The sequence below is a fragment of the Muricauda brasiliensis genome (assembly GCF_003057865.1).
Taxonomy (GTDB): Bacteria; Bacteroidota; Bacteroidia; order Flavobacteriales; family Flavobacteriaceae; genus Flagellimonas; species Flagellimonas chongwuensis.
This window is the reverse complement of sequence record NZ_QBTW01000022.1, coordinates 20,136-39,519: the sequence shown is the minus strand read 5'-3', so window position 1 is coordinate 39,519 and position 19,384 is coordinate 20,136. Positions and strand designations below refer to the sequence as shown.

Here is a 19,384-nt window from a genome sequence, read left to right as displayed (position 1 = left end):
TAGTAGTTTAAGGTTTAATTGCAGAGATTCTTTATTTTGAAAACAATATAATCTCTACCAAAAGGGTATTCAACAACAAAACAACCTCTTATGAGAAGAATCTTTTGCTATTTGTCAATTGTATTTGTATTCATTTCATTTTCTTGTTCTGACAACCAAGGAGATGAATTTGAATCAGAGCAACTAGGTAGTTTGGAAGTAAAGGCAGTCTATGAAAGTGGCACCGCCATCCCTGATGTTACGGTTTCCACAGTTCCCAAAACCGTCGAGAAAATAACCAATGAGATGGGGAAAGTTGTTTTCAATGATATACCGGTTGGAAATTATGAGGTTAATTTAACCCCATCATTTTCAGATGTTGGTGTGACAATCCAAGTAGCGGTGAAAGAAAATCAGGTTGAGGTAGTCGAGGCCATAATGGGACCTGACCCAATTTCAGAAACTCCTGTTGACTTTGATATCCTTTTGAACAATATATATAACCAATTAAAAACAGAGTTTTTATTTGATGCCAATGGTTACTCCCACTATTGGGGAGATATAGGAACGAGTATGGCCAGAATAAACCCCAATTCGATGGGCAGATTTGGTGATTTGGATCAGTATTATTTTCAACCAAGTGATTATGTAATAAATGAAGTATGGTCTGAACATTACAGGGTGATTAGACTTACAAATATTGGTTTGGATGAAATAAAGGGGTTAAATCAGGCTTTGGAAGAGGAAGTCGGTGCTGTTAGATTTGAGTCTGAGTTTCGTTTTTTACGGGCACTTTTATATTTCAACCTAGTTAAGCTTTACGGAAATCCTATTTTGGTGACTACAGCCGAGTTTAATTCAGATAATGCACCACCACATGTACAGGGTAGAGAAGATGTATTTGATCAAATTGTAGATGACCTAATATTTGCACAGCAGAATTTATCCTCTAGCTTGGCCAAAGAAAGGGCGTCAAGGGAAGCTGCAACAGCCTTGCTTGGAAAAGTGTATCTAACAATGGCTGGCTTTCCGATGTACCAAACAGATAAAAATGCCCTTGCCTTAGAAGAATTGGAGAAGATTGTTGGAGGTTATACATTGGAAGAAAACTATGCAGATGTTTTTTCAATTGAGAATGAAAGCACAAACACCGAGGTTATTTTTAGTATCGCTTTTGATGGCTCCGGAAATTATAGTGTGCCTTGGGGACCGCAGGGCATTTCCTTTAATGACCGTTTGTTGCTGGTTCCTGGCTTTATAAACTCGTTTTTTGAGGAAGGTGACGAGCCCGTCGAACCTGTAATTTTCCCTTTGGTGACAGATAATTCAAGGTTTTATCAAAATATTGCTACGTTTTCGTATGCAAATGGAAACATGATGGATGAAACCTTAATGGAAAATTGGCGGCCATATAAATTTATCAAAGAAGTTGAGGAACCTAGTGTGATGAATCAAGAATCTTTTGATTATCCATATTTGAGAATGGCAGACGTGCATCTAATGATTGCTGAGGCCGAAAATATGTTGAATGGTCCTACAACTAAGGCATATAATGCTTTGAATTTGGTACGAAGAAGGGCTTATGGCGATTTGAACCATGATGCTCAAAATGGATTGAGCCAAGAAGAGTTTTCAAATCTTATTTTAAATGAAAGGCGTTTGGAGTTTTGCTTTGAAGGGCAGTTTAAGGACGACCTTATTAGAATGAATGCCTTGGAAGCAGAAATATTAAATTACAATCAAGATTATCCAGAGTTGGCAAGGGACTTTCAAAGCCATGAATATATATGGCCTATACCACAATCTGAAACAAATTTTAACCCGAATGTTGTTCAAAATGAAGGATATTAAATAAAATTTTGGGCTCAAAACTTTTCAAGCATACGCACCCTTATAAACCCTTTTTGTTAGAGGAGGCCACCAAGTTAATTGTGGGGACCTTGCCTCCCCCTCGCTTTACAACGGGAGAGTTAAAACCTCAGGACGTAGATTTTTGTTATGGAAGTTGCAATGGACAATTGTGGCCCATTTTGGATAGGATATTCGATTTGGGTTTAAAATATGAAACCACCCAAGAAGCCGTGGAGCAGCGCAAGCAATTTTTGAGAGAACATAAAATCGGGGTCTGTGATATTGTGGAGAGCGCCGAACGTGAAAAAATTGATGCCTCCGATTTGGGTATGCAAAACGTTGTACTTCGGGATTTGGTCGGTCACTTGAAGAAATATCCCAATATCAAAACACTATTGTTCACTGGCGGAAACAGTAAAAATGGTCCAGAATATTTTTTTAGAAGACAGTTAAAGGAGTATGGGCTAAAACTAAAAGTAGTGTCCAACGAAGTCCCTAGGATTCATCATTTGGAGTTGCCGTTCACCTCAAATGGTGCACAGAAAACAAAAACGGTTAAAACGGTTTCTCTCACGGCTCCTTCTGGTGCTGCAAACCGGGCAGTGGGAAGCTTACAGGCTTATAAAAACCTTAAAAGTGAAAACCCAGATTTCAACACAGTAGATTTTAGGGTAATGCAATACAGCGAATTCTTCTAAATTTTCGATGTACTACTTCAACATTTACGTCCATTTTTACGTTCTACCCGTAGATATATAGATCTATAAACTAAAAATTGAATTATGAAATCAATTAGTAAAATTGTGGGAGTTGTTTTTGCGGTTCTTATGTTCGGGTCTTGTTCCGCGCATAGAAGCGCAGGTAAAAGTGCCACGGCTCCAGGGCAAGTAAAAAAGATTACAGGTGCAAAAAGTGCAAAAGCCTATGCTCCTGGACAACAAAATAAAAAAGGCAATAAGCACTGATTATTGCTCAGCATAACCCCAAAAAAGCCTCGAATTTTCGAGGCTTTTTTTATTTCAGGATATGTTCTGTTATTCTTTATTCCATTTTGGAAGATAGGATGCTATAGAATGTTTTGATTCCATATGCCAATTGACCAATCTTAATATTTTCGTTGGGACTGTGTTGGTTGTTGTCAGGATTGACAACAGGCACAATAAAGGCCGGGATCTTTAATTCATTGATAAAGGGGGCAATAGGTACTGTACCGCCCATAGTTCTAATTTGAATAACTTCCTCTCCAAAACTTTGGTTCAAGGTTTTTACAATGAACTCACCATAAGGGTTGTTCAGCTCGGTACGGAAAGCATCCGTAACGCTACCTTCTTCAATAGTAATTATTTTATCGAAGTGCATGCGCTCGTCTTTCGAGGGAACATGGTTCAATACTTTGTATCCTTGCTTGGTAATATGGTCTTTCACCAATTTTTTTAATCGGTTGCCATCACTTTCGACTACCAACCTCAAATCCAGTTCTGCCGTGGCACTTTCGGGAACAATGGTTCGTGCTTTGTCGCCCACCCAGCCCGAACTCAATCCACGAATATTTAGCGAAGGATATTGAAGGGCCTCCTGATAATAGCCGCCTACCTGTTCAGCGGTTTTAAACTGAAGTTTTTCTGCAATGGTCTCATCACTATCAGGAACACTTTTTAATATGGAATCGGTTTTTGGATTGATGGAAATACCGTCATAATAACCAGGAATGATGACCCTTCCTTCGTCATCTTTCATAGTGGCCAATAACTTTGACAATTGAAAACCGGGATTTGGCGCATAATTGCCATAATGACCGCTGTGTTGTGGTTTTATAGGCCCATAGGTCGTCAATGTCAATGTGGTGATGCCACGACATCCATATACAACGGTTGGTTTTTCAGAAGCATGTACCGGCCCGTCCACGATCATTAAAAAATCTGATTCCAATAGTTCCCGATACTGTTTAACCGCTGCGGGCAATGGTTTGCTGCTCTTTTCTTCCTCACTGTCCAAAATTACCTTAATGTTGAACGGGATTTCAATACCATCATTTTTAAGTAGGTCCATGGCATTGAGAAGCATTACAATAGGTGATTTGTCATCCGAGGTCGACCTGCCGAACAAACGCCAGTCGTAATTGATGTCATCATCCAGTTCATCAAAAGAAATTGTTTCGAATCCACTGTCAGTCGGTTTTTTGAGAACTACCTGATAAGGGTCTGGCTGATTCCATTTGGTTGGGTCCACGGATTGCCCATCAAAATGCATATAAATGAGTACCGTTGGTTTATTGGCGTTCATCGGCATGGCCGCAAAGAACAAGGGCAATCCTTCTGTGTCCAGTACTGCAGTATTGAATCCTCTATCCCCAAATTTTCGCTTGAGCCACATGATGTTGCGGTCAATATCGGCGGCATCCAAAGCATCGTTTGGGATGGCTATAAATTCGCGGACCTCGTTGATGGCATCGGCCACTTGCGATTTTACGGCCACATCATCTTGGGCAAAAAGAGAAAAAGTAAGCGACAGGAAAACTAAAGAAAATGTTTTTTTCATGTGGAAGTGCTCGTCAAGTTTTTTAAAGCCGAAATTTAACGAATTTGCTTCACAAAGTCACCAATACCAGCAACCCCATTTGCTGTTAAATGTTTGATGAATGCCGAACCGATGATAGCTCCTTTTGCACTCTTTGTCGCTTGATTAAAAGTATCGGCATTGCTTATTCCAAATCCCACGATTTGTGGATTTTTCAAGTTCATGTTGGCAATGCGCTCAAAATAATCCGACTGCTCAGCACCGAAACCTTGTTTGGCGCCCGTAGTGCTTGCCGAGCTTACCATGTAAATAAAACCTTCCGAAGCATCATCGATAGCTTTGATGCGCTCATCGCTGGTCTGGGGCGTAATCAAGAATACGTTGATGAGTCCATGTTTCTGAAAAATAGCTTTATATTCTTCCGTGTAGACGTCCAAGGGTAGATCTGGCAGAATGAGTCCGTCAATGCCTATTTCCTCACATTTGGCACAAAATTCCTCCACGCCATATTGAAGCACAGGGTTAAAGTAGCCCATGAGAATCAATGGAATGGATACAGTTTTACGAATGTCCTTAAGCTGTTCAAAGAGTAGGGCTGTGTTCATTCCATTTTTAAGAGCAGCGGTCGAACTTTCTTGAATGGTGGGACCATCGGCCAGAGGGTCGCTGAACGGCAATCCGATTTCGATAAGGTCCACACCACTTCTTTCCAAATCTTGGATGATTTTTACGGTGTCATCCAAATTGGGATAACCTGCTGAAAAGTATATGGAAAGGATTTTTTTATCTTCCTGTAATTTTTGTTTGATTCTGTTCATAAATCAAGATTTGAGATACGAGACATGAGAATTTAGACCGAGGCCCTATATCTTATATCTGTTATCTATAAATTAAAATAATCAATATAATTCTGTAAATCTTTGTCGCCGCGACCAGATAGGTTGACCACCACTACATCGTCCGGATTGAATTTTCTACCCTCAAAAATCGCTAGGGCATGAGATGACTCAATAGCTGGGATGATCCCTTCCAATTTGCAGAGTTCCAAGCCTGCTTTCATGGCGTCATCATCGGTAATGGAAATAAATTCACCTCGGCCCGAAGCATACAAATGGGCGTGCATTGGGCCAACGCCCGGGTAGTCCAAGCCTGCGGAGATGGAATAGGGTTCAGTGATTTGACCGTCTTGGGTCTGCATCAACAGAGTTTTGCTACCATGGATGATTCCTATTTTTCCCAAGGCGGAGGTCGCGGCACTTTCTCCGGAATCAATTCCCTTTCCAGCAGCTTCTACTGCGATAATTCCGACTTCGGGAGTATCCAGATAATGATAAAAAGCACCTGCTGCATTGCTGCCCCCGCCCACACAGGCAACCACAAAGTCGGGGTTTTCCCTTCCTTCTTTTTCTTGGAGTTGGCTCTTGATCTCTTGAGAAATTACCGATTGAAAACGGGCCACCATATCGGGGTAGGGATGGGGTCCTACTACGGAGCCAATAATGTAATGCGTATCCACGGGATTGTTGATCCAATCTCGAATAGCTTCGTTGGTTGCATCCTTAAGTGTTTTACTGCCCGATTTGGCAGGTCTCACCTCTGCACCAAGCATTTTCATACGGGCCACATTGGGTGCTTGTCGGGCAATGTCAATTTCGCCCATGTACACCACACACTGAATGCCCATCAATGCACAAACGGTGGCCGTTGCCACACCATGTTGACCGGCGCCGGTTTCTGCAATGATTCTGTTCTTGCCCAATTTTTTGGCCATGAGTATTTGCCCAATGGTGTTGTTGACCTTGTGCGCACCGGTATGGCATAAATCTTCCCTTTTAAGGTAAATCTTGGTGTTGTATTTCTCGGATAGACGATTGGCAAAATAGAGAGGGGTGGGACGGCCCACATAATCTTTAAGCAATTGACGGAACTCTTCCTTAAATGAAGGTTCTTCCATAATGCTGAGGTAATTTTGACGAAGTTCTTCGCAATTGGGATAGAGCATCTCTGGGATAAAGGCTCCCCCAAACTCGCCATAATAACCCCGTTCGTCTGCATGATAGCTCTTCATAGGTTTCTTTTTTAGTTGTGATCGCCCTCGAGCGATTCGATGAATATTTTTAAATCTTCGATATTTTTCAATCCAGGTGCCGTTTCAAACTTACTGTTCACATCAACGGCATAACAATTTTTTGAAGCTGGACTGTTTAAAAACTCCTTTAATTCTAGCATGGACTCCAATCCAATCCCACCGCTTAAAAAATAGGGTTTGTTGGAGGGATATTTTTCCAAAACGGACCACTCAAAAGTATAGCCGTTGCCACCGGGCAATTTTCCTTTGGTATCAAAAAGAAAATAATCGCAGACTTCTTCGTACGGTTCCAATACCCCAAAATCAAAATCATCTTTGATGGAAAATACTTTGATGATCTTTGGATTTGTCAGGTCGAGCGCAGTCGAGACCATATTCTCCTTGGATTCTTTCAGATTTCTCGACGGCGCTCGAAATGACAGAAAGCCTTCTTTTAATTCTTTGCAATATGCTGCACTTTCCTTTCCATGGAGTTGTACGGCATTTAATTGATATTGCTGCGTTTTTTCCAGAACCTCTTCCAAAGATGCGTCCACAAAAACTCCGGTTTTTTTGATGAAATCGGGCAATTTGGGCATGTCTCCCGAAAAATAACGGGCCGACGGTTCCCAGAAAATAAAGCCCAGGTAATCCGGCTGCAATTCAGCAACTTCGGATGGGTTGTGGTTCATGCCGCAAATCTTTAGCTTCATTGTTCCAATCTATTTATGAATTCCGAAGCATTTTTTCCTGGGTCGTCCGTTTTCATAAAGTTCTCACCTATCAAAAATCCTTGATAGCCAAATTCCTTTAAATCCCTAATTGCCTCAACGGAACTTATTCCGCTTTCCGAAACCTTTACAAAATCATCTGGGATTTGTTGTGATAATGTTCTGCTGATATCCAAGTCTACCTCGAAAGATTTTAGGTTACGGTTGTTGACGCCCAGCATATCCAAACTTGGCATCAACGATTTTTCGAGTTCTTCTTGATTGTGTACTTCCAAGAGCACGTCCAATCCCAATCCCTTTGCCAGTTCGGATAGCGTTTTTATTTCGTCCCTTCTCAAAATTGCCGCAATCAATAAAATAACATCGGCTCCATAGGCTTTCGCTTCCACAATTTGATATTCATCTATGATGAATTCCTTACGCAAGATGGGCATATTGGTGGATGCTCTCGCCAAAAGTAGATCATCTATGGAACCGCCAAAATATTTACCGTCTGTTAGTACCGACATGCCACAAACGCCTGCATCTGCATACCCCTTGACTACATCTTGTACACTTAAAATCTGATTGATTACGGATTTTGAGGGCGAACGTCTTTTATGTTCTGCGATTATGCCTGAGTTGCTTTTGCGCAATACTTCGGCAAGTGAAATCGAGGTGCGTTCCATCATCACCGAAGCTTCCAATTGGGCCTGTGTGATGAGCGATTTTTTTAAATCGACTTCTATGCGTTTGTTTGCTACTATTTTATCTAAGATGTTCATTTATTATTATTGTAATTAGGAAGTTAGGTAAATCTCAGGCCATGTCTCGACCGTCTTCAAGATGACCCTAGTTCCTGCTCAATTCCTGTAATTTTTTCAACGCGGTCAACCCTTTGCCGCTGAACAATGACTCTTTAGCTTTTTCAAAACCTTCTTTTGGGGACATGCCTTTTACTGTTGCAATGGCTATTCCTGCATTGGCACAGACCACGTTGTTTTGGGCCTCGGTACCTTTTCCTTGCAAAATGTTCATAAATATTTGGGCGGATTCCGCTATGTCACTACCTCCAATAATGTCCTGTTGCGACACTTTTTCTACGCCAAAATCAATTGGAGCTAGCATTGCCTCTGTATGATTGGAAATGGTTTTGGTATCGCCTGTCAATGATATTTCGTCGTATCCGTCCAAAGCGTTTAAAATGGTAAATCTTTTATCGGTGTTCTGATACAGATACCCATACATTCTAGCCAGTTCCAAATTATAGACCCCTACCATTTGGTTTTTAGGGAATGCCGGGTTAACCATGGGGCCCAACATATTGAAAAATGTTTTAACGGCCAATTCCCTACGAATGGGTGCAACATTTTTCATGGCTGGATGGAAAAGTGGTGCGTGCAAAACACAAATTCCGGCTTGGTCGATGGTTTTTTTAAGAAAATCGGCATCATTACTGAATTTAATGCCTAGGAATTCCATCACGTTGCTACTTCCACATTTGGATGAAACGCCGTAGTTCCCATGTTTTGTCACGTTTATACCGGCTCCGGCCGTCACAAACGATGCCAACGTTGAAATGTTGAAGGTGTCCTTGCCATCCCCACCAGTTCCGCAAAGGTCAATTGGATCATAATCGGCAAGGTCGACTGCCAAGCAGAGTTCCAATAGGGCATCACGGAAACCCTCAAGCTCTTCTATGGTTACGCTACGCATCATATAGACCGTTAAAAAAGCTGCAATTTGTGAGGTGTTGTAATCCCCGTTGGCAATGTTTACCAAAATTTGTTTGGCCTCTTGCTTGGGGAGAATTTCGTGATTTATAAGTTTATTTAAAGTCTCTTTCATTTCTATTAGTATTTAGATGTGAGTAGTGAGATTTTATCATTTCTCCATACTAGATTCTCGTATCTAGAATCTATCTACTTTCCAACCAATTTTTCAGCATTTGTTTTCCTTCGGGGGTCAATACGGATTCTGGGTGGAACTGCACTGCCGTAACATTATATTCTTTATGTCTGAGCGACATTACCTGTCCATTTTCATCGACTGCCGTAGTTTCCAATGCGTCCGGTAGATTGGTGTCCACTACCCACGAATGATAGCGGCCCACTTGGAGCGTTTTTGGCATTCCATTATAAATAGGGTCCTCTTGGATCACAGAAATAGTAGTGTCCACCCCATGATACACTTGGTCAAGGTTGATTAGCGTTCCGCCGAATACCTCACCAATGGCCTGTAGTCCCAAACACACCCCGAACATTTTTTTTGTTGGTGCATATTTTTTGATGATTTCCTTTAAAAGTCCAGCTTCATCTGGAATGCCGGGACCTGGGGAAAGCACAATGTATTCAAATGGTTCTACTTCGTCCAAAGTGAGTTGGTCGTTTCGTTTTACGGTTACCTCACAATCCAAATCTTCCAGATAGTGTACCAAATTGTAGGTGAAACTATCGTAATTGTCAATCATTAAAATCTTTCTTCCCATGGTTAGATCGTTTCGGCAATTTCCAGTGCTTTTTTCAATGCACCCAATTTATTGTAGGTTTCTTGTAATTCGTCATCTGGGTTGGAGGCGGCCACCAGACCAGCTCCTGCTTGATAGTACAATTCGTGGTTTTTGCTCAGGAACGTACGGATCATGATGGCGTGGTTAAAATTACCTTCAAAATCCATGAACCCTATGGCACCACCGTAATACGACCGGCTTGTTTTTTCATATTTCTCGATTAATTGCATGGCCATATGCTTCGGCGCTCCGCTTAAAGTTCCAGCGGGGAAGGTGTCCGCTACCACTTTCATGGTGGTGCTTTCCTCTTTCTTTTGCCCGGTTACTTTGGAAACCAAGTGAATTACGTGCGAGAAATACTGCACTTCTCTATAGGTTTCCACATTAACGGTGTTTCCGTTTCGGCTCAAATCGTTTCGGGCTAAATCTACGAGCATTACGTGTTCGCTATTTTCTTTTTCGTCCTGAGCCAGTTTTTTTGCCAGTTCGGCATCTTTCTCGTCGTTTCCAGTACGCTTGTATGTTCCGGCTATCGGATGAATTTCGGCTTTACCTTCTTTAACAATAAGTTGCGCTTCCGGTGAGCTACCGAATATTTTAAAGTTCCCGTAATCAAAATAGAAGAGGTAAGGGGAGGGGTTGATGGAGCGAAGTGCCCTATACACATTAAATTCATCACCCTTAAATTTTTGTTTGAACCGTCGGGAAAGGACCAACTGGAATACATCTCCTCGTTTACAATGCTTTTTTGCCAACTCTACTTGTTCCTTGTACTCCTCATCCTTTAAATTGGATTCTGGCTTACCTTCTTTGTTGAAGTTGTAAGATGAAAAGGTGCGTACATTAAAGAGTTGCTCTATTTCATCAACATTGCTCTCGCAATCATAACAATGGGCAAATAGGTATGCCTCGTTCTTAAAATGATTGATGGCAATGATATTTTGGTACACAGCATAGTAAATGTCCGGAATGTCCACAGAATCCTCCTTTTTCGAAATCTTTACGTCTTCAAAATAGCGGACGGCATCGTAGGCCATATATCCGAACAATCCGTTGTAGATGAATTTGAAACCGTTTTGGGTGGTCTCGAACTGTTTGCTGAAATTATGGATGACTTGTGTTACATCCGTCTCTGCAGTAATATCGGTCACTTTTTTAGAGCCATCAGGAAAACTCTCCGTAATGGTTTCGTTCGCAACTTTTATAGATGCAATGGGATTGCAACAGATATACGAGAAACTATTGTCGTTGGCGTGGTAATCACTACTTTCCAGTAGGATGCTGTTCGGGAACTTGTCCCTTACCTTAAGGTAAACGCTCACGGGGGTAATGGTGTCCGCGAGTATTTTTTTGTAATGCGTGGTTAGCGTGTAACTCATTTTGGTACTTATATAAATTAAAAAAGGCCTGTCGTGATGACAAGCCTTTTATATGATTATAATGGGGACTTAGCTCACGACGTTTGACGTAAGTTGTTCCACCACCAGTTATTTGCTATTCTGTTGTTCATTGCCTCAAATATAGGGAGGAATTTTTAACGGCACAACAATGTTTTGTTTAAAATCAAAAATCCCGCCCTAGAATTTCTAGGACGGGATTTCCACACACTAAACAGGAGCTGATTACATCTGTAGATCAACTACCAAATCAAACTCGTCATAGATTAATTTGTCCTTGGCTGTTCCAATGATTCCTGATCCGTATTTTACATCGTATTTGGTTCTGTCAACTTTCAATGAAGCAGTTGCTTTATCCCCATACACGGAAACTTCAAAGGTTACAGGCTCGGTAGTATCTTTAATGGTAAGGTCGCCAGTTACGTCGTAAGAGTTTTTCCCAGTTGATTTTACTTTGGTGAAAACCAATTTGGCAGTTGGGTGATTGGCAGTTCCGAAGAAATCATCAGATTTCAAGTGACCATCCAACTGACCTTTGTAATCACCTTCCAAATCGGTTGTGTTGATGCTGGTCATATCTACAACAAACTCTCCGCCTACCAACTTTTCACCATCAAATTCCAAAGCACCGGATTTAAGGCTGATGGTACCTTCGTGCGAACCTCCGACTTTGTAACCTTTCCAGGTTACTTGGCTTTCAGAAGTTTTTACTTCTTTGGTTTCTTTAACCGGGTTTGCATTTGCTGAGGTACCTAATACGGTTACCAACGTTAAGCTTAGAATTGTCTTTTTCATGATTGTTTTAATTTCTGTTTTTAATTGTTAAGGGTTCAATATTATATTAGGGTAAATAATTCTTCTGTTGATTTTCTAACCTTGGCGTAGTGTTGGGTTTCGTCCTTTTCGGAACGGTATCCTATGGCCAATACTACTGCAGCGTTGAGGTTTTTATCCTCAAGCCCCAAAATTTCATTGTATTTTTCGGATTCAAAACCTTCCATGGGACAGGTGTCAATTTTTAATTCCGCAGCGGCCTGCATCAAATTACCGAAGGCAATGTAAGCCTGTTTAGCTGTCCAACTATCTTTGGTTTCGAGAGGCAGGTCTATCAACTTGGACTTCATAAAATCGGCATATCCCCTCAATCCTTCTTCAGGGATATTTCTGGTTTGGCTCACATTGGCCACGTAATCATCGACCAATTCTTCACCAAAGTCCGTTGCATTTGCAAAAACGATTATATGCGATGCATCCGTAATTTGAGACTGATTCCAAGATGCCGGTTTTAACTGCTCTTTTGTTTCTTGATTTGAAATTACCAATATATGATAAGGTTGTAATCCATACGAAGAGGCGCTCAGGCGTGTTGCCTCTATCAGGGTTTCCAGGTCTTCGTCCGATACCTTTTTCGTGGCGTCAAATTTTTTGGTGGCGTAGCGCCAAGTTCTATGTTCAATTACTGTACTCATGCTTTATTTAAAATTTATCTAATAAGTCATTTAGTTTCTCTAAATCGTTCTGATTGAAATTCTTGTAAATCGTTTTGTGCGCTTCAAGTAATGCTTCGTCCATCTGTTCCAAAGCCTTGAGGCCGTCATCCGTAATTACAATCTCAACTTTTCTTCGATTGGATGGGCATACACAACGGTTTACAAGCCCTTTGTTCAAAAGCTTATCCACCAATCTTGTTGTATTGCTCATTTTGGTGACCATTCTTTCATTTAGCGTGGATAGATTGGCGGGTTTGCCTTGTTGTCCGCGTAAAATGCGCAGCACATTGAATTGTTGTAGGGATACCTCAAAAGGTTTAAGCGCAGAATGCATAACTTCAATAATCTTGTTATGAACCAACTGCATGTGAATCAGAGTCCTGGGTTCCAATGGAATCTTTTTGGAGGTTTTTATAATTTCTTCAACATTCATGTACAAACAATATTTGTATATACAAATGTATGTTGATTTAAACCTTGAATCCAAATTTCTGATAGATAAATTTTTGTTAAAGACTGGAAAATGGCATGGGTAGTGCGTATTTTTAAGTTGTAAAATTCAGGTAATGAACAGGTTATTGTTGATTTCGTTGGTGATGTCAATTGTTTTCGGGTGCGCTGAAAAGAAGAAAGCGGATAGTGGTAAACCCGAGATTGTTGAGAATGAAATGGTTGCGAAGGATGGTGATGGGCAGAATGATATTCCCTTTCCCATATATGATTTTGATGGTTTTGAACCATTGCTACATAATAATGATGGCAAAACCTATGTTATAAATTTCTGGGCCACTTGGTGCAAACCTTGTTTAGAGGAGATGCCACATTTTGAGCGAATCAATTCGGAATATGATGGGAAAAATGTAGAAGTGGTTTTGGTGAGTTTGGATATGCCCAATATGTGGAAGAGCCGTTTGGAACCCTATGTGATGAAAAATAAAATACAATCCCAAGTGGTGATATTGGACGATCCCAAACAGAATGATTGGATACCCAAAGTCTCAGAGGAGTGGGGCGGTGGTATTCCAGCTACCCTAATATATAATAAGGACAAACGAACTTTTTACGAGCGTGGGTTCACGTACGAGGAACTTAATAATGAGTTGAAAACATTTATAAACTGATGTGCTATGAAAAAAATCAGAATTTTAGGATGGTCTGCTTTGCTATTGATTTTTGTGGCATCTTTTGCTGTTGGATTCAAAGTGGCGGCCGAACATAATTTGGATGATGGATACGAAATTGGTGATTTGGCCGATGATTTCGAATTAAAAAATGTAGATGGGACCATGGTGTCCTTGTCGGATTATGAAAGCGCCAAAGGCTTTTTGGTAATCTTCACCTGTAATACTTGTCCCTATTCCCAAGCCTATGAGGATAGGGTAATTGCACTGGATGCCAAATACAAACCACAGGGTGTACCTGTAATTGCCATTAATCCGAACGATCCAAGCGTTAAATCAGGTGATAGTTTTGCTAAAATGATAGAGCGTGCCGATAAAAAAGGTTTCACTTTTCCGTACCTCTTGGACGAGGGCCAAAAAGTCTACCCGAAATATGGCGCTACGCGTACCCCGCACGTTTTTCTTTTGGAGAAAACGCCTATAGGCAATGTAGTAAGGTATATAGGGGCTATCGACGACAATTATCAGAATGCATCACAGGTAGAAAAACCCTTCGTGGAAAATGCAGTTAATGCAATGTTGGCAGGAAATGAAATCAATCCAAAAACAACGAAAGCCATTGGATGTGGTATTAAATAAACTATCTCCACATAAAGAATTGGTAAATCCGAAGTAATAATGCTTCGGATTTTTATTTTTGTATCAATCTAAATAGAAAAATAATGTCAGATCTATCACAAGAAGAATGGGCGGAACAATTGGAAAACGACAACAACGCCTTTATTTTGGATGTACGAACTCCCGAAGAAGTTGAAGAAGGATATATTCCAGGTTCCACGAACATCGATATATATTTGGGACAAGAATTTGTCGATGAATTGGAAAAACTGGACAAGTCCAAAAACTATTATGTTTATTGTAGATCGGGAAACCGTAGCGGTCAGGCCTGTGCCATAATGAACAGCCTCGGGTTCGAAAATGCTTATAACCTGGAAGGCGGTTTTATGAACTGGGACGGCGATGTAGAAGAGTAAATCTCCATTTATCCCAAATCAATGCGAGAAGACCTACTTTATTTTATTTGGAAGCACAACAAACTTCCAACGGAAAACCTGCGTACGGGTAACGGTGAACCTATTCAGGTTAAGGCTCTGGGAACCCAAAACAGTTTGGCCGGCCCGGATTTTTTCAATGCCAAGGTTGAAATTGACGGGCAGCTCTGGGCCGGGAACGTGGAGATGCACCTTAAATCTTCCGATTGGTATGTGCACCATCACGAAACGGATGAAAATTATAACAATGTCATTCTCCACGTAGTCTGGGAGGATGACATTGCTGTTTTTAGGAAAGATGGTTCTCAAATTCCTGCCTTGGAAGTGAAGCATTACGTGTCTGGCAAGTTGTTGGAAGGTTATCGGAACTTAATGGACAATTCCCGGATTAACTTTATCAATTGTGAGAGCGACCTGAAAGATGTTGACTCCTTTTTGATTGATAACTGGTTGCATCGATTATATATTGAGCGGCTGGAACATAAATCCGAGTTGATATTTAACCTATTACAGTCCTCTAAAAACGATTGGGAAGCAGTGTTGTTTATACTCTTGGCCAAGAATTTTGGTTCCAAGGTAAATGGGCAATATTTTTTAGACCGTGCGCGACAACTGGATTTTTCAATTATTAGAAAAACCACGAACGAGCCCTTGCAGTTGGAAGCTTTGCTTTTTGGGAGTTTTGGACTTTTGAAAGTGAAAGAATGTTCCGATTCCTATTTTTTGCAACTTCAAAAGGAATATAACTACCTCGTCCATAAATTTGATTTGAACGAGCCATCATCAAAACCTGATTTCTTTGGATTACGCCCAATGAATTTTCCAACCGTTCGAGTCTCGCAATTGGTCAACCTGTATTTGAAAACCCACAATCTTTTTTCCAGATTGATGGAATTGAACTCTTTGGAATCTATTTATCAAATGTTTGAAATTGGTGCTGGAAAATATTGGGAAGACCATTATACCTTTGGTAAGGCTTCTAAAAAGAGTACAAAAAAACTGTCCAAAAAGTTTATCGACCTTGTTGTCATCAATACGTTGGTGCCCATCAAATTCTGTTATGCCAAACATACTGGGAGGGATTGGAACGATGAGTTGATTTCATTAATGTCCCAATTGGGGGGAGAGGACAATTCCATTATCAAAAATTTTGACAAAATGGGGCCGAAAACTCAAAATGCATTGGAGAGTCAAGCAAAATTGGAATTATATACAAATTACTGCGTTAAAAATAAATGCATGCAATGCGTGATCGGTGCACAATTATTAAATAGAAATACATAATTTTGGCTATGTCTTTGTTCTATAACACCCTTTATTACTTTCAAAAAAGAGGCTTTGAGGTTTGTGGCCGAATTGCGGAGCGGTTGGGCATACGGGCACGGGTGGTGCGTACCAGCTTTATTTATTTAACCTTTGTTACCTTGGGTTTTGGCTTTGCGCTATACCTATTTATAGCCTTTTGGCTCCGGATTAAAGACTTGATTTATACCAAAAGAACATCCGTATTTGATTTGTAGACATGATTAGACTGATGCGCTCCAAAATAGTATTGGCCCTATCCTTAATGGTGGTGGTGTTGCTGTTCGGGGTGGTCGGTTACAAAATGCTGTCCGACTTTACGTGGATAGAGGCTATTTATATGACCATTATCACCGTAACCACTGTTGGTTTTTCGGAGGTGAGGCCGTTGGATGCCAACGCAAAGATTTTTACCGTATTTTTAATTGTTACCAGTGTATTTATCTTTGGTTTTGCCATTTCGGTGGTTACCGAGTACATTTTGGGAAGAAACTCACTGGAACTGCTAAAAAAGAAAAGAGTGAAGAAACAGATAGATGACCTAACGAACCATGTTGTGGTCTGTGGCTTCGGCAGGAACGGCATGCAGGCCGCAGAAAAATTGATAGCTTACAATAAACCTTTTGTGGTTATCGAGAAAGACAAAGAGATCATTGAGCGCCATGAAGAGGAGATTTTATTTGTAGAGGGCGATGCCAATGAGGATGATGTACTACTGCAAGCTGGAATAGATAGGGCGCAGTATTTAATCACTGCTGTTCCGGACGACTCGGCCAACCTGTTTATTGTGCTTTCCGCACGCCAACTCAATAAGAACCTTTTTATTATAAGTAGGGCTTCGCAAATCACTTCCGTGAAAAAATTAGAATTTGCGGGGGCCAATAAGGTCATTATGCCCGATAAAATAGGAGGAGACCATATGGCCTCGTTGGTGGTAATGCCCGACTTGATTACTTTTTTAGATCAGCTATCCATAGAAGGGGAACATACCACAAACCTGGAAGAGGTGAGTATAGAGGATTTTACCAATCAAATGGATTGCCACTCCCTTCGGGATTTGGACTTGAGGAGAAAGACAGGCTGTACCATTATAGGTTACATAGATCCCAATGGAACTTATGTTATCAACCCAGAGGCCGACTTGGTCTTGCAACCAAAAAGTAAGGTGATTGTATTGGGAAGACCTGAACAAATACGGAAATTAAATCAAATGTTTCAGATTGGTTAGTTAAAAAAACTTAAAATTTGATAGCGTTGATTTTTTTTTGGATATTGTTGCCTTTATCATACCAAAAACTAACTAATCTCAATATATGAAGTATTTTCTTTTTCTATTGTCTTTTTGTGCATTGACCACTGGTTTTTCACAGGAATTGACTGTAGTAGGTAAGACCTACAATGTTTCCAATAATATTAATGATGGAGCCATAGAGCTTGAAGTTGATGGGGGGACGGAGCCCTACACCTACAAGTGGAGCAATCAGGAAACACCACTTACATCCAAATCTGCAAAGGGATTGGTGGAAGGTATACCTTATAGTGTAACGGTAACCGATGCAGCAGGTAATTCCGTTACCAAAGAATTTAAGGTAGAGACAGAATCGATAACAGAAGTTTTTAATGGAACCATGACCCCGGCAGTAAGTGCATTGGGGTCTGTTCTTTTTTGGGACCCTTTTGCCGCCATCGGGATCTACGATCCGGTCGCCTATGCCGATGTAAAGTTGATAGGCATACCCGATTGGAGCAACGAGACCCAAGATAAGTTCATCTTAAAACAGTGGCTCAAGGGAGATAAGGCCAGTGTTAAGGCAGGTGAAGATATCGCTGTCATCACTAGTGATAAGCGCGGTGATATTACAATTAAATCTTCTGCAAAAGGTAAATTGCAGCACAAGGTCAAAGAAGGAAATGTAATTTATAACTCTGAAAACCAAGAACATGTAATTGAGCAGGGAGCTCATTATTTTGCTGAGGTGGAATATGATGAACCTATTGCAATGATTCATCCCAATGGTGACCCTATAATAAAAGGTATACCATTTATTGTAATCTGGTTGGTATTGGGTGCACTGTTCTTTACGATTAGAATGGGCTTCATCAACATTCGTGGGTTTAGACATTCCATTGATTTGGCCAAAGGAAAATATGATGACCCGGAAGCTCCGGGGCAAGTTACTCACTTTCAAGCATTGGCCACTGCAGTTTCCGGTACTGTTGGTCTTGGAAATATTGCAGGTGTTGCTGTAGCAGTATCGTTAGGAGGTGCCGGAGCTACTTTCTGGATGATAGTTTGTGGTCTTTTGGGTATGTCGTCCAAGTTTGTGGAGTGCACCCTTGGGGTAAAATATCGTGATATTCTTCCTGATGGCCGTGTGTTCGGTGGACCTATGAATTACCTCCGTTATGGTCTGGAAAAAAGAAACCTAAAAGGTTTTGGTAAAGTGTTGGCAGGTGTATTTGCCGTACTTGCCGTTGGAGCTTCATTCGGAGGTGGAAATATGTTCCAAGCAAACCAGTCCTTTGAGCAATTGGCGGGACAATTTCCAGTTTTAGCAGGTAACGGTTTCTGGTTTGGAGTGGTTACTGCTATTTTGGTAGGTGTAGTTATCATTGGAGGTATTAGCAGTATTGCCAAAGTAACAGGTAAGATTGTGCCGATTATGGCATCCATATATATAGTGGCGGCCTTGGCGGTAATTATAATGAACATACAAAATATTGGTCCGGCATTCTCTGCCATTGTTGACGGTGCATTTAGCCCTTCAGCACTTAAGGGGGGTATTCTCGGGGTCTTGGTCATTGGTTTCCAACGTGCGGCCTTTTCGAATGAAGCTGGGGTAGGTTCTGCTGCAATTGCGCACAGTGCCGCAAAGACTAACCACCCACCATCCGAAGGTTTTGTTGCTTTGCTGGAACCGTTTATTGATACGGTAGTGGTGTGTACCCTTACTGCTTTGGTGTTGATTTTTACAGGAATGCACGAGGTAGAAGGAATGGCTGGAGCCCAGTTGACGTCCGATGCTTTTGGTAGCCAGATATCTTGGTTTCCTTACATCTTGGCCTTGGCAGTATTCCTTTTTGCATTCTCAACTATGATTTCATGGTCTTACTATGGAATGAGAGCTTGGACCTATCTTTTTGGTAAGAGCAAACGTTCGGAAATGATTTATAAAATGTTGTTTTTGGTTTTCGTGGTCGTAGGTGCTTCTGTAAGTTTGGGGGCTGTACTGGACTTTTCTGATATGATGATCTTGGCTATGTCCTTCCCGAATATCATTGGACTTTATATTATGTCCGGTGAGGTACGTAAAGATTTGGATGGATACTTGTCAAAATTGAAAGCTGGACAGCTCTTTAAAAAATTGAAGGGCTAAAAGCAGCATCT

21 protein-coding genes are annotated in these 19,384 nt (G+C 41.0%); 10 read left to right on the top strand and 11 right to left on the bottom strand.

Going from position 1 to position 19,384, the window contains the following annotated elements:
- Nucleotides 1-90: 90 nt before the first annotated feature.
- The 3 genes from DCK90_RS15640 (at nt 91) to DCK90_RS15630 (ending at nt 2,795) form a co-directional block, all read left to right on the top strand.
- The gene (locus DCK90_RS15640; RefSeq protein ID WP_108247146.1) at nt 91-1,830 is read left to right on the top strand and encodes a RagB/SusD family nutrient uptake outer membrane protein; all 1,740 of its coding nucleotides are present in this window, start codon (nt 91-93) and stop codon (nt 1,828-1,830) included.
- 8 nt (nt 1,831-1,838) lie between these two features.
- Nucleotides 1,839-2,528: a uracil-DNA glycosylase family protein gene (locus DCK90_RS15635; RefSeq protein ID WP_108247145.1), complete on the top strand. Its 690-nt coding sequence runs from the start codon at nt 1,839-1,841 to the stop codon at nt 2,526-2,528.
- A gap of 84 nt (nt 2,529-2,612) precedes the next feature.
- Entirely contained in the window at nt 2,613-2,795 is a 183-nt protein-coding gene (locus DCK90_RS15630) for a hypothetical protein (protein ID WP_108247144.1), read from the top strand.
- A 76-nt stretch (nt 2,796-2,871) separates the two neighbouring features.
- On the opposite strand, the gene DCK90_RS15625 is transcribed toward DCK90_RS15630, so the two are convergent.
- From DCK90_RS15625 to DCK90_RS15575, 11 genes are all read right to left on the bottom strand, one after another.
- Complete coding sequence (locus DCK90_RS15625) at nt 2,872-4,368, bottom strand: M20/M25/M40 family metallo-hydrolase (RefSeq protein WP_108247143.1); 1,497 nt, start codon at nt 4,366-4,368, stop codon at nt 2,872-2,874.
- A gap of 35 nt (nt 4,369-4,403) precedes the next feature.
- A complete protein-coding gene (trpA, locus tag DCK90_RS15620; protein WP_108247142.1) occupies nt 4,404-5,165 on the bottom strand; it encodes a tryptophan synthase subunit alpha in 762 nt (253 codons plus the stop codon).
- Nucleotides 5,166-5,230: 65 nt separating this feature from the next.
- A complete protein-coding gene (gene trpB, locus DCK90_RS15615) occupies nt 5,231-6,415 on the bottom strand; it encodes a tryptophan synthase subunit beta (protein ID WP_108247141.1) in 1,185 nt (394 codons plus the stop codon).
- A gap of 11 nt (nt 6,416-6,426) precedes the next feature.
- On the bottom strand, nt 6,427-7,128 hold the full coding sequence (locus DCK90_RS15610) for a phosphoribosylanthranilate isomerase (RefSeq protein WP_108247140.1): 702 nt from the start codon (nt 7,126-7,128) through the stop codon (nt 6,427-6,429).
- The gene (gene trpC / locus DCK90_RS15605) at nt 7,125-7,910 is read right to left on the bottom strand and encodes an indole-3-glycerol phosphate synthase TrpC (protein ID WP_108247139.1); all 786 of its coding nucleotides are present in this window, start codon (nt 7,908-7,910) and stop codon (nt 7,125-7,127) included. Before trpC ends, DCK90_RS15610 begins: the two co-directional genes overlap by 4 nt.
- Before the next feature lie 67 nt (nt 7,911-7,977).
- Nucleotides 7,978-8,973, bottom strand: coding sequence for an anthranilate phosphoribosyltransferase (gene trpD, locus DCK90_RS15600; protein ID WP_108247138.1), 996 nt, complete (start codon nt 8,971-8,973; stop codon nt 7,978-7,980).
- Nucleotides 8,974-9,043: 70 nt separating this feature from the next.
- Nucleotides 9,044-9,613: an anthranilate synthase component II gene (locus DCK90_RS15595; RefSeq protein ID WP_108247137.1), complete on the bottom strand. Its 570-nt coding sequence runs from the start codon at nt 9,611-9,613 to the stop codon at nt 9,044-9,046.
- 2 nt (nt 9,614-9,615) lie between these two features.
- Complete coding sequence (locus tag DCK90_RS15590; RefSeq protein ID WP_108247136.1) at nt 9,616-11,013, bottom strand: anthranilate synthase component I family protein; 1,398 nt, start codon at nt 11,011-11,013, stop codon at nt 9,616-9,618.
- A 243-nt stretch (nt 11,014-11,256) separates the two neighbouring features.
- A complete protein-coding gene (locus DCK90_RS15585) occupies nt 11,257-11,826 on the bottom strand; it encodes a YceI family protein (protein WP_108247135.1) in 570 nt (189 codons plus the stop codon).
- Nucleotides 11,827-11,867: 41 nt separating this feature from the next.
- Nucleotides 11,868-12,500: an NAD(P)H-dependent oxidoreductase gene (locus DCK90_RS15580; RefSeq protein ID WP_108247134.1), complete on the bottom strand. Its 633-nt coding sequence runs from the start codon at nt 12,498-12,500 to the stop codon at nt 11,868-11,870.
- A 7-nt stretch (nt 12,501-12,507) separates the two neighbouring features.
- On the bottom strand, nt 12,508-12,954 hold the full coding sequence (locus tag DCK90_RS15575) for a MarR family winged helix-turn-helix transcriptional regulator (RefSeq protein ID WP_108247133.1): 447 nt from the start codon (nt 12,952-12,954) through the stop codon (nt 12,508-12,510).
- Between the two features lie 133 nt (nt 12,955-13,087).
- Here DCK90_RS15575 and DCK90_RS15570 point away from each other — a divergent pair, with 133 nt between their 5' ends.
- The 7 genes from DCK90_RS15570 to DCK90_RS15540 all read left to right on the top strand — a co-directional run bounded on the left by DCK90_RS15570 (nt 13,088) and on the right by DCK90_RS15540 (nt 19,373).
- Nucleotides 13,088-13,642 (top strand): TlpA family protein disulfide reductase, encoded by a 555-nt coding sequence (locus DCK90_RS15570; RefSeq protein ID WP_108247132.1) that lies wholly within the window; start codon nt 13,088-13,090, stop codon nt 13,640-13,642.
- Between the two features lie 6 nt (nt 13,643-13,648).
- Nucleotides 13,649-14,281, top strand: a complete 633-nt coding sequence (locus tag DCK90_RS15565) for a thioredoxin family protein (RefSeq protein ID WP_108247131.1) — start codon at nt 13,649-13,651, stop codon at nt 14,279-14,281.
- A gap of 83 nt (nt 14,282-14,364) precedes the next feature.
- Nucleotides 14,365-14,676 carry a rhodanese-like domain-containing protein gene (locus DCK90_RS15560; RefSeq protein ID WP_108247130.1) on the top strand — a complete coding sequence of 104 codons (312 nt, stop codon included), beginning with the start codon at nt 14,365-14,367 and terminating at the stop codon, nt 14,674-14,676.
- A gap of 21 nt (nt 14,677-14,697) precedes the next feature.
- Complete coding sequence (locus DCK90_RS15555; protein WP_108247129.1) at nt 14,698-15,978, top strand: DUF2851 family protein; 1,281 nt, start codon at nt 14,698-14,700, stop codon at nt 15,976-15,978.
- An 8-nt stretch (nt 15,979-15,986) separates the two neighbouring features.
- On the top strand, nt 15,987-16,214 hold the full coding sequence (locus DCK90_RS17135; RefSeq protein ID WP_100817497.1) for a PspC domain-containing protein: 228 nt from the start codon (nt 15,987-15,989) through the stop codon (nt 16,212-16,214).
- A 2-nt stretch (nt 16,215-16,216) separates the two neighbouring features.
- Complete coding sequence (locus DCK90_RS15545) at nt 16,217-17,224, top strand: potassium channel family protein (RefSeq protein ID WP_108247128.1); 1,008 nt, start codon at nt 16,217-16,219, stop codon at nt 17,222-17,224.
- A gap of 85 nt (nt 17,225-17,309) precedes the next feature.
- Nucleotides 17,310-19,373: an amino acid carrier protein gene (locus DCK90_RS15540; RefSeq protein WP_108247127.1), complete on the top strand. Its 2,064-nt coding sequence runs from the start codon at nt 17,310-17,312 to the stop codon at nt 19,371-19,373.
- The last annotated feature ends 11 nt before the right edge of the window (nt 19,374-19,384 follow it).